Origin of the sequence: Paenibacillus sp. W2I17 (genome assembly GCF_030815985.1) — a bacterium.
Classification (GTDB): Bacteria; Bacillota; Bacilli; order Paenibacillales; family Paenibacillaceae; genus Paenibacillus.
In genome coordinates this window covers 1,878,146-1,891,091 of sequence record NZ_JAUSXM010000001.1, presented here as the reverse complement: position 1 = coordinate 1,891,091, position 12,946 = coordinate 1,878,146, and the positions used below count along the sequence as shown (strand labels likewise).

Annotated in this window: 8 protein-coding genes and 1 pseudogene; all 9 read left to right on the top strand. The window is 47.9% G+C overall.

From position 1 onward, the window contains the following. Positions 1 to 512 precede the first annotated feature (512 nt). The 9 genes and pseudogenes from pepF (at position 513) to QF041_RS08005 (ending at position 12,924) form a co-directional block, all read left to right on the top strand. Entirely contained in the window at positions 513 to 2,315 is a 1,803-nt protein-coding gene (pepF, locus tag QF041_RS08045) for an oligoendopeptidase F (protein WP_307413413.1), read from the top strand. Between the two features lie 111 nt (positions 2,316 to 2,426). After that, the gene (locus QF041_RS08040) at positions 2,427 to 2,942 is read left to right on the top strand and encodes a DUF2500 domain-containing protein (RefSeq protein ID WP_307413411.1); all 516 of its coding nucleotides are present in this window, start codon (positions 2,427 to 2,429) and stop codon (positions 2,940 to 2,942) included. Positions 2,943 to 3,177: 235 nt separating this feature from the next. Then, positions 3,178 to 4,671: a rhamnulokinase gene (locus QF041_RS08035; protein ID WP_307413410.1), complete on the top strand. Its 1,494-nt coding sequence runs from the start codon at positions 3,178 to 3,180 to the stop codon at positions 4,669 to 4,671. Between the two features lies 1 nt (position 4,672). Continuing rightward, on the top strand, positions 4,673 to 5,434 hold the full coding sequence (locus QF041_RS08030; RefSeq protein WP_307413409.1) for a DeoR/GlpR family DNA-binding transcription regulator: 762 nt from the start codon (positions 4,673 to 4,675) through the stop codon (positions 5,432 to 5,434). Positions 5,435 to 5,719: 285 nt separating this feature from the next. Further along, complete coding sequence (locus QF041_RS08025) at positions 5,720 to 6,448, top strand: (Fe-S)-binding protein (RefSeq protein ID WP_091031478.1); 729 nt, start codon at positions 5,720 to 5,722, stop codon at positions 6,446 to 6,448. Beyond that, positions 6,445 to 7,967 (top strand): annotated as a pseudogene (locus tag QF041_RS08020) (LutB/LldF family L-lactate oxidation iron-sulfur protein). The gene QF041_RS08025 and the pseudogene QF041_RS08020 overlap by 4 nt, the downstream one beginning before the upstream one ends. Continuing rightward, positions 7,957 to 8,682, top strand: a complete 726-nt coding sequence (locus QF041_RS08015; protein ID WP_307413408.1) for a LutC/YkgG family protein — start codon at positions 7,957 to 7,959, stop codon at positions 8,680 to 8,682. The pseudogene QF041_RS08020 and the gene QF041_RS08015 overlap by 11 nt, the downstream one beginning before the upstream one ends. Positions 8,683 to 8,897: 215 nt before the next feature. Beyond that, positions 8,898 to 9,452, top strand: a complete 555-nt coding sequence (locus tag QF041_RS08010) for a glutathione peroxidase (protein ID WP_307413406.1) — start codon at positions 8,898 to 8,900, stop codon at positions 9,450 to 9,452. Positions 9,453 to 9,750: 298 nt separating this feature from the next. Then, a complete protein-coding gene (locus QF041_RS08005; RefSeq protein ID WP_307413404.1) occupies positions 9,751 to 12,924 on the top strand; it encodes a bifunctional cytochrome P450/NADPH--P450 reductase in 3,174 nt (1,057 codons plus the stop codon). The last annotated feature ends 22 nt before the right edge of the window (positions 12,925 to 12,946 follow it).

The window sequence follows — 12,946 nt, the reverse complement described above, 5'->3', positions numbered from 1 at the left end:
TTCACAGCGAACCGCCGGGTAAATGGATTCTTCCGTTACCTGGCGGTTTTTTTAGTTACTTTCAGACCATGTTCACATGAGCAAAAGTTTATACAAAACGTAGAGGATAGAAATAGCTTGAAGAAGCGAAGCTAAAAGCTTTCTGAAAGAAAGCTATATCGCAAGCATATACTGGCCTTTATCCTAGATACCCCTTTTATATAGATGGAACTAAACATTTAGAGGACAGAAAGAACCTGAAGAAGCGGAGCTAAAAGCTTTCTGAAAGAAAGCTACATCGGAAGCATACGCCTCGCCTTTATCACCGGATTTTCACCTTTGAAAAAGGGGAATCAAAAAATCTGGGGATAACAGCGATCGGAAGGTTGTTCTGTCATCGGAGTGGTAAGTGTGAATAATCTTTAGTCCAATCTATACTCTCCCCTGAACCATTTTAGGAGATGTCATGTATAGATGATCGGAATATGATACGATGAGAGATATTGGAAATGCAAGGAGGATGACAACTAAAGATGGAAAAAATACGTACACGTGCTGAGGTAAAACCAGAAACTACTTGGGATCTGAAAGACTTGTTTGTAACCGATGTAGAATGGGAGCAGGAGCTTCGATCACTTCCACTGGCTGCTGCCCAGATCGAAACGTTCAAAGGACGTCTGAGCGAAGGCGCTGAACAATTGCTGGCTTGTCTGGATGCGCGTGAAGCTTTGCAGGAGCGGATCGCCAAGACGGCTTCTTATGCCCGCTTGAAGCAGTCAGAGGACAGCACCAATCCGGTCAATATTGAGAATTCAGCTAAAGCAGGAGATATCCTATCAAATCTGTCGTCGTCCTTGTCTTTTGTCAATTCGGAGATCGTTGATCTGCCGGAGGGAACCGTTGAACGGTACCTTGAAGAACTTCCGGGATTGGAGCCGTATGCGCGCAGTTTGGAGCGTTTGATTCGAGAAAAAGCACATCGGCTCACGCCAGAGACCGAGAAGGTGCTTGCCTCACTTGGAGAGGTGCTGGATTCGCCATACCGTATCTATCTGCGCGGTAAACTGGCAGACATGACGTTTGACGATGCTCTGGATGGAGAGGATAATACTCGTCCACTGTCCTGGTCGTTCTATGAAAATAATTATGAGATGTCGTCCGATACAAAGCTGCGCCGTTCTGCTTATGCTGCATTCAGCTCGACATTAAATGATTACAAAAATACGTTCGCAGAAGGTTATGCAACCGAAGTGAAGAAGCAGGTTGTTTTATCCAGGCTGCGTGGTTACGACGATGTTACAGATATGCTTCTCAGCCCACAGCAAGTGAGCAAAGAGATGTACAATAATGTGCTCGATATTATCCAGCAGGAACTCGCACCTCATATGCGCAGACTGGCGGCTCTAAAGAAACGTGAGCTGGGTCTGGACAAACTGATGTTTTGTGATCTGAAGGCGCCGCTTGATCCTGAATTTAGCCCTGCCATTACATATGATGAGGCGTGCACACTCATTCGAGAAGCACTTGGTGTGCTTGGGCCGGAGTACGGCGAGATCGTAGAGCGCGCATTCAGTGACCGCTGGGTGGATTACGCAGATAATGCAGGCAAATCCACAGGGGCATTTTGCTCCTCTATATATGGTTCACACTCCTATATCTTAATTTCATGGGCAAACAATATGCGCGGAGCATTTACACTTGCCCATGAGGTGGGGCATGCAGGCCACTTCATGCTTGCCGGACGTTACCAACGGCTCACGAATACAAGACCATCTCTTTATTTCATTGAGGCACCATCGACCATGAATGAAATGCTGCTGGCAGACCATCTATTAAAGCGTTCCGATAATCCGAGAATGCGTCGCTGGGTCATTTTGCAACTGTTGAACACGTATTACCATAACTTTGTTACACATCTGCTGGAAGGTGAATTACAGCGCAGGGTGTATGCACGCGCAACCAAAGATGAGCCCATTACGGCGAAGACGTTAAGTCAGCTCAAAGGAGACATCCTTTCCGAATTCTGGGGACCAGATCTGGTAATTGATGAAGGGGCCAAACTCACGTGGATGAGACAACCTCATTATTATATGGGGCTATATCCATATACCTATGCGGCAGGCTTGACGGCTTCTACAGCGGCAGCACAGCAGATTCGGGAAGAAGGACAGCCTGCGGTAGATCGCTGGCTTGATGCACTCAAAGCTGGTGGAAGTCTCACACCACAGGAGTTAATGAAGCTTGCGGGTGTGGATATGTCCGGACCTGAGCCGATTCGCTCTGCGGTTGCTTATGTCGGCAGTCTGGTCGACGAACTTGAACGTCTGTATTCCTAATCTGGTTCATATAGTATACGGACAAGGCAGAACGGGTTGTCTGCATGCACCGCCTTCCTTGCGTGGGGGGCGGTGCATCTTATTTTTGCAAGGGGAAAGGAACGATGATGAATGGCGTTAACGAGCGTGTCCTCATCGATGGGCCGATTAAGCGTAGACGGTTTTGGTGTGTTTGACGACATGAATGAAGTACCAAGTTTTGAAGGCAATCAGGGTGGTTTTTTTTCGGGATTCAATGAGTTTGCTACAATGAATGCATTTGCTTCGATTTTCATTGGCGGCATATTTCTCATCATTGCGGGAGTTATCGTTTTTGTTATTATTTCAGGGGTACGCACGTGGTCATCGAATAACGCAGCGGCCTTGTTAACCCTGCACTCAACGGTGGTGGCCAAACGAACGGAAGTTTCAGGTGGCAGCGGGGATAGCCGTGCGACTACCCGGTATTATGTTACATTTGAATTCGACAATGGGGAGCGCACTGAACTGATTGTTGGCGGAAACCATTATGGTATGATGGTGGAAAATGATCGAGGGATGCTGACGTATCAGGGGACGCGATTCAAGCATTTTGAGAGAGATGTACAGCCCCAGTCCGGGGTAAGCAAAGGTCAATTTTATACGTAAAAAAAGAAATGCGGCTCCTCCCAGGTGGGAGAGAGTCGTTTTTGGTATACCCAAAAGAAAGAAATACCGAAGGGTATTCAAACGCTTACAATGGTGATATACTCGTAAAATAAAGTAAAACAGTATTAAACAAAAACAAACAAACAATAAATACAGAATAAAGTACAGGGTTACGGACTGAATCAAGAGATACCGTTTGGAAAATAGGATGGGTTCGAAAGGTTGGTGAAGCGCGGTGAGTGTGCTGGCTTATGATTTGGGCGCTGGGAGCGGGAGAGCGTTACTGGGACATCTGAATGATCGAGGGATCGAAACAAGCGAAATTCATCGGTTTAAGAATGAACCAGTGAAGGTTGGCGAGCGGATGCACTGGGATATTCTGCGATTGCATCATGAATTGTTGCAAGGGCTTACACTTGTGAAACAGCAGGGAGAAAAACCAGAGAGCCTGGGGATCGATTCCTGGGGCGTTGATTTTGGTCTGCTTGGCAGTAATGGTGAGTTGCTGGGTAACCCGTATCATTACCGTGATACACAGTTTAACGGCATGATGGATCAGGTATGCCAAGAGCTGAGCTCTCAGCGAATCTTCGAACGTACAGGGATTCAGTTTCTTAGCTTTAATACCTTGTATCAATTGGCGACGCTTCAACGCAGCGGTTCCCCGTTACTTCATGAAGCAGAGCGTTTTCTCATGATTCCGGATTTGCTACGTTATTTCCTGACAGGGGAAGCGGTGAATGAGTTTACCAATGCAACGACAACGCAATTATACAATCCATCGGCGGGGCAGTGGGATAGTGAGTTGCTGGCTCATATTCGCATTTCGGAGAAACTGTTCGGTGAAGCCGTGCTGCCAGGTACCCGCGTGGGCCAGTTGCGCAGCAGTATCTGTAATGATCTGGGGCTTTCTCCTATTCCGGTAATTGCTGTTGCAGAACATGACACGGGTTCGGCTGTTGTGGCTGTTCCTGCAACGGAACGTTCATTTGCTTATCTGAGTTGTGGGACCTGGTCCCTGATGGGTACAGAGATAGATCATCCTGCGATTAGTACCGAGAGTCTGGCCTTGAACTTCACCAATGAAGGCGGGGCGGGCGGAACATTCCGTCTGCTGAAGAACATTATGGGCTTATGGATTTTGCAGGAAAGTATGCGCGAGTGGGACCGCCAAGGGCAGGGAATTAGCTATGATGCGTTATTAGCAAAGGCTGAACAGGCACCTCCATTTGCCAGTTTGTTTGATCCGGATGATGAACTATTCATGCCAGCAGGAGATATGACGACGCGTATACGTCAGTATTGCCGTGATACAGGGCAAGTGGTACCAGAGGATCAGGGCGCTATTGCCCGGGCAATTCTGGAGAGTCTGGCATTGAAGTATAGAAGAGTTCTGGAATGGACGGAGCAATTGTCGGGTCAGACGTTCAACGGATTGCATATGGTCGGTGGAGGCATCCAGAACCGCTTGTTATGTCAGTGGACTGCGAACTCCATTGGCAAACCGGTATGGGCAGGTCCGGCAGAGGGAAGTGCCATCGGGAATATGGCGGTGCAATGGATGGCGAGCGGAGCTTTTAAAGATATCTGGGAAACTCGTAAGGCCATTCGTGATTCATTTCCGGTAACTGTGTATGAGCCGCAGGACAGGTCAATCTGGGAAGATGCTTATGGCAGATTTCTGCGTGTGACGGCTTCATCTAATTCACAAGCGGGGAGTGAAGTGTAACATGCTGGCAGCCGAGCGGTATGACCGGATTGTGGAGATGGTGAATGTAAAGGGCAGTATGCGTGTATCTGAGCTTAGTGAGCGCTGTCGAGTGACGGAGGAAACCATCCGGCGGGATCTGGATCGGCTGGAACAGGCAGGGCGACTGCGTCGCTCTCACGGTGGTGCAGTAAGTGTGAAAGAAGATCAACCGGAGATCCCTTACCGGATCAGGGAGACAACCCATGCGGAAGAGAAAAAACGGATTGCACAAGCGGCTCTGGCGATGATTAATCCGGGTGATCGCATTCTGTTGGATGCGAGCACAACGGCAGGTTATATGGCAGCGAATATGCCGGATTTCCCGCTGACGGTCTTAACCAACTCGATCCAAATTGCCACTGAACTCAGCAGCCGTGACAAGGTTGAGGTCATCTCATCAGGGGGTCAGCTGGCATCTCGCTCGTTGTCTTTTGTTGGGCCGCTCGCGGAGCGTTCTCTGGAAACGTATCACGTGGATAAAATGTTCATGTCGTGCAAAGGTGTACATCTCGAAGGTGGCGGAATCAGTGAATCCAATGAACTGCAGGCAAGGCTGAAGCAGAAGATGGTTGGCATATCCGATCAAGTCATCTTACTTGCAGATGCCAGTAAATTTGGTGTCCGTGCTTTTGCCCGGGTATCCGGGTTAAATGCAGTCCATACGATTGTTACCGATCAGCCATTGGAGGCTGAACAGACAGACCGTTTGAGCGGATACGACATAGGGATTATTACAGTTTAAGATTTTAGAATTTATCTATATAAAATGAACTAAACATTTACACGAAACGGAGAGGACAGAAATAACTTGAAGAAGCGAAGCTATAAGCTTTCTGAAAGAAAGCTGCATCGGAAGCATATACTGCGCCTTTATCCCCGGATTTTACCCTTTAAAAAGTAAATTAAAAAAATCTGGGGATAACAGCGATCGGAAGGTTATTCTGTCATCGGAGTGTTCATTGTAAATATTCTTAGTCAATATTCTTAGTTAATTCATCTACTAATCAGTTAATAGGAGCGTGTAATTATGAAGGTCTCCTTATTCATTACCTGCCTCAGCGATGCCATCTATCCCCGAGTGGGGGAGGCCATGGTCAGATTGCTCGCCGCTCATGGCGTTCGGTTGGATTTTCCGCCGATTCAGACCTGTTGCGGTCAGCCTTCCTACAATAGCGGGTACTGGGATGAGACTCGGGTAGCGGCCAAGACAATTCTTGAAGCATTTGACGACAGTGATTTTGTGGTATGCCCTTCGGGATCGTGTACGTATATGATTCATCATTATCCCGAGCTGTTCGCGGATGAACCAGTATGGTTGGAGAAGGCAAAACGATTGGAAGCCAAAGCTTATGAGTTTACTCAATTCCTCGTTCAAGTACTCGGGATAACCGATCTGGGCGCACATTTTCCGCACAAAGTAACCTATCATCCATCCTGTCACGGTAGCCGTCTGCTGGGTGTAAAGGATGAGCCGATGGCGCTGCTCTCTCAAGTAAAAGGTCTGGAATTGGTTCCACTTCCATTCGCTGAGGATTGCTGCGGGTTCGGGGGTACGTTTGCCATTAAAATGTCTGATATATCAGGAGCGATGGTGACGGAGAAAGTCGATCATGTCAAAGAGACACAAGCGGAAGTACTGGTTGGGCTGGACATGGCCTGCCTGATGAATATCGCAGGTAATCTGCGTTATCGGAATGAACCGGTGCGTGTGATGCACTTGGCGGAACTACTGTATGAGGGGGTGCGAACAGGATGAGCCAACCGGGAGTTATGGATACGACGGTCAAAGAACGTGCCGGACTGGCCTTGAATGATGATTTTCTGCGAAAAGCAGTCAAATTCACGACAGAACGATTGCGTAACGGGAAGAAATCTGCCTCAGAAGAACATGGAAATTGGGATGAATGGCGGGAGCGTGGCCGTCAGATTCGTCTGCATACGATTGCGTATCTGGATTATTATCTGAATGAATTTGTGAATAATGCCCGTGCGAACGGGGTTCATATTCATTTTGCAGATACATCGGTGGAAGCAGCGGCAATTGCGCTGGATATTGCGGCGCACAAGCAGGCTTCTACGGTGGTAAAGTCCAAATCGATGGTGTCGGAGGAAGTACATCTGAATCATGTGTTGGAGTCGGCGGGCATTGAAGCCATTGAGACCGACCTGGGTGAATACATCATTCAGTTGGCAGGTGAAGCCCCATCTCATATTGTCATTCCAGCCATCCATAAGAACCGCTACCAGATTGCAGAGTTGTTATCGAAGGAAGCGGGTGAAATTCTGGAGCCGGACACAACGGTACTTGCCGGATTTGTTCGCAAAAAGCTGCGCGAGAAATTCCTCGAAGCGGATATCGGCATGACTGGATGCAATTTTGCGATTGCAGAGACAGGTTCCATGGTTTTGTTCGAAAATGAAGGTAATGCCCGTATGGTATCCACTGTTCCAAAAACGCAGATTACACTGATGGGCATGGAGCGGATTATCCCGTCGTGGACAGATCTGGAGGTCATGGCAACCTTGTTGCCACGCTCTGCAACAGGTCAGAAATTAACAATGTACATGTCAGGCATCACAGGTCCTCGTCGTACAGCGGATGCGGATGGGCCAGATGAAATGCACATTATTATCGTGGACAACGGTCGATCCCTTCAACTCGGTGATCCTGAATTTCAGGAGTTGCTGAATTGTATTCGCTGCGGTGCTTGTCTGAATGCTTGCCCGGTATATCGCCATATTGGAGGTCATGCCTACGGTGGAACATACAGTGGTCCGATTGGCGCGGTACTGACACCTGCACTCAATGGCAACATTGATGAATGGAACGATATTGCGGGTGCCTCTAGTCTTTGCGGAGCCTGTTATGAAGCATGTCCAGTTAAAATTCCATTGCATGATATGCTCTCGTTTATCTACGTAGGCGTAAAGTGGAAGACGGCCATGGAAACAAAATGGAGAGCATGGGCATGAAGGGATTTGCCGCTGTTGTATCCAATTCCAAACGTTTCAGTGCCGCCATACGTCTCGGACAGATTGGGCAGAAGGCAGTTGTACGCAACAACGGCATTTCTCTCAAGCTGGGTCCACTCAAAGGCTGGAACAAGTATCGAATTGCGCCAAGCCTCGCCAAGAAATCCTTCCGGCAACAATGGAACAAGCTGGATCAGGAACTGAATCAGGAGCAACCGGCCTTGGATTCTTCTGTTCGCAGCCGTATGGAGCAGATTATTCGTGAACGAGAAGAAGGGGAGGGTACTAATCATGGTCACTGAACATCAGCAATGGCTTGCTCAATTGGAGAAGAAGTCCATGGAGAAACAGGAGCAGTTCATGAATGACATTGCTTCGAAATTGAGGAGACCAAGGCAACGACTTGCGCCGACCCAACCCTTTCGGGGAGCACCCGATTTTTGGACTGAACTGGAATGGGATGAAGAGAAGCGTATTCAAGCATTTACCGATAACTTTGTGAGTGTAGGTGCACACATTGCCCGGGTTCAGAACATGGAAGAAGTATCTCAATTTATAGCCAACAAATCTCATGAACTGAGTGCGAAATATATCATTCGTCAGAATGAACAGGCCTTACAGGATCTCGGGTTGGAAGAGCAGTTACCGGATGTACAGATCTCAGTCTGGAATAGTCAGGCGGATGAGAACTGGAAGGCTCGAGCAGCTGAGGCTGATATCGGTGTAGTCATGGCGGATTATGCGACTGCATACACAGGCTCGGTCACCGTTCTTTCTTCACCGGAAAAAGGTCGTTCGGTCAGTCTCTTGCCTACGGTACTCATCATCATTATTCCAGTAGATCGACTGTACACCAGACTGGGTGAGACACTGGATCGATTTGACGAAGCGGGGAGAGAGAATCTTCCGGCAGGCATCCACTTTATTTCCGGGCCAAGCCGCTCTTCCGATATTGAAAATGATTTAACCATTGGGGTACACGGACCAGGCATTGTATATGGTTTAATTATGGGTTAACGGTGTGTCGAACGTGATGGCGCATCATGATTTTGATAACTGTCCAAGATGCAGTGTTTGACTGCTGAGGGCAGTTTTTTATTTGGCCTACTATAGTTGAAAACTATTAAAATTATATTAATTATATATTTCACCTATTAATAATGGAGGTGTATAATCCATTTCAAGAGAGAATTCATATGAGTTACAAAAGAGAAAGAGGAGGATGAATACAGATGAGTATATTTTCTTGCCAAGTTCCGTTTATGGATGGACACAAGGGTGATTTTGCTGCTTTTAAAGGGAAGGTGCTGCTTATTGTGAATACAGCAAGTCGGTGTAGCTACTCCCGGCAATTCAGTGAACTTCAGCAAATGTATGAGAAATATGGTGATCAGGGGCTGGAGATTCTGGCGTTCCCGTGCAACCAATTTAACGAGAAAGAACCTGGCAGTAGCGCTGAGGTAGCCGAGTATTGCAGAAGTCAGTTTCAGATATCCTTTCCGATTTTGGAGAAGGTTGAGGTCGTTGGGCAATCGATGCATCCGTTGTTCCGTTATCTGATTGAAGAAGCCCCATTTCAAGGTTATGATCTGGACACGCAGGAAGGACAGTGGATGGACACCTTTGTGAAGGAGAAACATCCAGAATTGTATCAAGGAGACGGGATCAAATGGAATTTTACCAAATTCCTGATTGACCGCAGTGGGAACGTCCATGGCCGTTATGAAACGACAGTTGCTCCATTAGAGATGGAGTCGGCTATTCAGATTCTGTTAACGAAATCATAAGTATACCTTAATCACTGTCCTGAGGTCCTATGACTTTGGGACTGTTGAAGATTGGAACTGGAAATGTTAGGGTAAAAGAAGATAACGAAGTCCTCCATTTTTTTTAATCAAAAATGACCAATATACCATTTCGGTCAGTTAGTTCTTTGATGGTTTTATCGTTATCTGGATGAAATATGAAAATGTGCAAAAAATAACTTGAATCTGTTGATCTGAAGAGTAAGTGTAGTCACGTTTGTAAATCAAGTCATTATTTTTAGTTGTAGAACTCTTAACTTGGGAAGAAGGAGTGAGCGTCATGCCACCAATTTCAGTGCCTCAACCAAAAACATTTGGCCCACTGGGCAATTTGCCTCAATTGAATTTTGAAGAGCCGGTGCAATCCCTGGTGAAACTGGCCGAGGAATATGGACCGATCTTTCGAATGGAGTATCCTGGGCGAAGTGAATTGTATATTTCAGGTCACAAACTGGTTGCCGAGGTAACGGATGAATCCAAATTCGACAAACGTGTGTGGGCACCCCTTGCGAAGGTTCGTGCTTTTGCGGGAGATGGACTGTTTACTAGTTGGACTGAAGAACCGAATTGGAAAAAAGCGCATAATGTACTGCTGCCAAGTTTCAGTCAACGTGCCATGCAGGGATATCACAACAAAATGATTGATCTGGCTGTGCAGCTGGTTCAGAAATGGTCACGATTGAACCCGGATGAGACGGTTAACGTTCCGGATGATATGACACGTCTTACGCTCGACACGATTGGACTGTGTGGGTTCAACTATCGGTTTAACAGCTTCTATCGGGAAGAACCACATCCATTCATTACGAGTATGGTTCGTGCGTTGGATGAATCCATGAGTTCATTGCAGCGACTGCGTCTGCAAGACAAGCTGATGATCACCAAAAAGAAACAGTTTGAACAGGATATCCGTTCCATGTTCTCCTTGGTGGATCACATTATTGCTGAGCGTAAAGAGAAACCGCAGGAAGGGGCAGATGATCTGTTGTCCCACATGCTCAGCGGCAAGGACCCGGAGACAGGAGAAACACTGGATGATGAGAACATCCGTTATCAGATTATTACATTCCTGATTGCTGGACATGAGACCACAAGTGGACTGTTATCCTTCGCCGTTTATTATCTGATGAAGAATCCGGATACGCTGGCTAAAGCCCAAGCTGAGGTGGATCAGATTCTGAAAGATCCGGTTCCCACGTACAATCAGGTTCGCAATCTGAAGTACGTCCGCATGGTTTTGAACGAAGCATTGCGGTTATGGCCAACGGCCCCGGCATTTTCTCTGTATGCAAAAGAGGACACGGTACTTGCGGGTCAATATCCTTTGCAAAAAGGAGACAGCGTCAGTGTACTTATTCCCAAGCTGCATCGCGACCGCGAAGCCTGGGGAGATGACGTAGAGGAATTCCGCCCGGAACGGTTCGAAGATCCGAGCAAAGTGCCGCATGATGCCTACAAGCCGTTCGGTAATGGTCAACGGGCATGTATTGGTCAGCAATTTGCACTTCAGGAAGCAACTCTGGTACTGGGCATGGTGTTGAAGCATTTTGACTTCATAGATCATTCTGATTATCAGTTAAAGGTGAAAGAAACGCTGACGCTCAAACCGGATAACTTCACAATTCGTGTACGTGCGCGTGGCGGGCAGCCAGTCATGGCCGTTCCGGGTGTAGCGGTCGAAGAACCAAAGCCGGTTGCCAAAAGAACGGAGCCGGATGCAGCGAATGCCCACCACACACCGATGCTTGTTCTGTACGGTTCCAATCTGGGCACCGCTGAAGGCATTGCACGCGAAATTGCGGATACCGCCAGATATCAGGGGTTCCGGAGTGAGGTCGCTGCGTTGGATGATCGTGTTGGCAAACTGCCAAAGGAGGGTGCCGTCATTATTGTCAGTGCATCCTATAACGGTCAGCCGCCAAGTAATGCCAAAATGTTTGTCGAGTGGATTGAACATGCGGATGCCAATGAATTCAAAGGGGTGCGTTTCGCCGTTCTTGGATGCGGTGACCACAACTGGGCCAGCACCTATCAGCGTATTCCGCGTTTAATTGATGAACAGTTATCTTCCAGAGGAGCAGAGCGGTTATCACCGCTGGGTGAGTCCGATGCCAGCGGTGATTTTGAGAAACAGGTGGGGGATTGGACGGAGCAATTATGGCCGGATCTCGCACGAACGATGGGACTGAAACTAAACACAAGCTCCAATAGCGAACGCAGTTCACTATCTGTACAGTTTGTCAGTGGGCTCGCCGTAACACCGCTTGCGGATACGTATGATGCCCATGTAGCGGAAGTACTGGAGAACAGAGAGCTTCACGACGCAGGCAGTGAACGCAGTACACGTCACCTGGAGATCAAATTGCCTGAAGGCATAACCTACAAGGAAGGGGATCATCTGGGTATTCTGCCGCAGAATCCACCGGAGCTGGTGGAACGTGTATTGCGTCGTTATGGATTCACCGGAACGGAGCATCTGGTTCTGGATGCATCTGGTCGCAGTGCCGCGCATCTACCGCTGCATCAACCGGTGAACCTGTATGATCTGCTCAGTCATAGCGTTGAGCTTCAAGAAGCAGCAACTCGTGCACAGCTTAGAGAGATGGCAGCATATACGGTTTGTCCACCGCATAAAAAGGAGCTTGAAGCACTGCTTGATGAATCTGTGTATATGGATGAAGTGCGGAATAAACGGATCTCCATGCTGGATTATCTGGTGAAATATGAGGCATGTGAACTGCCGTTTGAGCGTTTCCTTGAATTACTGCCTTCATTAAAAGCCAGATATTATTCCATCTCCAGTTCACCACGTGTTCAGCCCGATCAAGCGAGTATTACGGTCAGTGTTGTACGTGCCCCGGCATGGAGTGGACAGGGAGAATACAAAGGCATTGCGTCCAACTATCTGGCTAACCTGAAGTCGGGTGACGAGATCGTCATGTTCACGCGGACACCGGAATCCGGCTTCCAACTGCCGGAGGATGCACAGGTTCCCGTTATCATGGTAGGGCCGGGTACCGGTGTTGCTCCATTCCGAGGTTTCTTGCAGGCAAGGCATGTATTGAAGGGACAAGGTCAAGAGGTTGGCGAAGCCCACCTGTACTTTGGATGCCGAAATCCCGAGCATGATTATCTGTACAAAAATGAACTGGAAGCAGCCCAGCAAGAAGGGCTTGTGAAACTTCATACGGCCTTCTCCCGTGTAGACGGGGAGGAGAAATGTTATGTACAGCATCTGATGAGAGATGATGCCCGTCACCTGATTCCTTTGTTTGAAGAGGGTGCGCATCTGTATATCTGCGGTGATGGCAGCAAGATGGCACCTGATGTGGAAGCTACACTCCAGCAGGCATACGCTGATATTCATGGCAAGTCCGTGAAGGAAGCAGAAGATTGGCTCAATCAGCTTCAGCAGGAAGGTCGTTATGCCAAGGATGTATGGACAGGAATCTGATGTACACATGTGAAGGGTCGGC

Excerpts from the sequence above, each read along its gene's own strand:
- pepF (WP_307413413.1), top strand. The coding sequence starts at position 513 with ATGGAAAAAATACGTACACGTGCTGAGGTAAAACCAGAAACTACTTGG.
- QF041_RS08040 (WP_307413411.1), top strand. The coding sequence starts at position 2,427 with ATGGCGTTAACGAGCGTGTCCTCATCGATGGGCCGATTAAGCGTAGAC.
- QF041_RS08030 (WP_307413409.1), top strand. The coding sequence starts at position 4,673 with ATGCTGGCAGCCGAGCGGTATGACCGGATTGTGGAGATGGTGAATGTA.
- QF041_RS08025 (WP_091031478.1), top strand. The coding sequence starts at position 5,720 with ATGAAGGTCTCCTTATTCATTACCTGCCTCAGCGATGCCATCTATCCC.
- QF041_RS08015 (WP_307413408.1), top strand. The coding sequence starts at position 7,957 with ATGGTCACTGAACATCAGCAATGGCTTGCTCAATTGGAGAAGAAGTCC.
- QF041_RS08010 (WP_307413406.1), top strand. The coding sequence starts at position 8,898 with ATGAGTATATTTTCTTGCCAAGTTCCGTTTATGGATGGACACAAGGGT.
- QF041_RS08005 (WP_307413404.1), top strand. The coding sequence starts at position 9,751 with ATGCCACCAATTTCAGTGCCTCAACCAAAAACATTTGGCCCACTGGGC.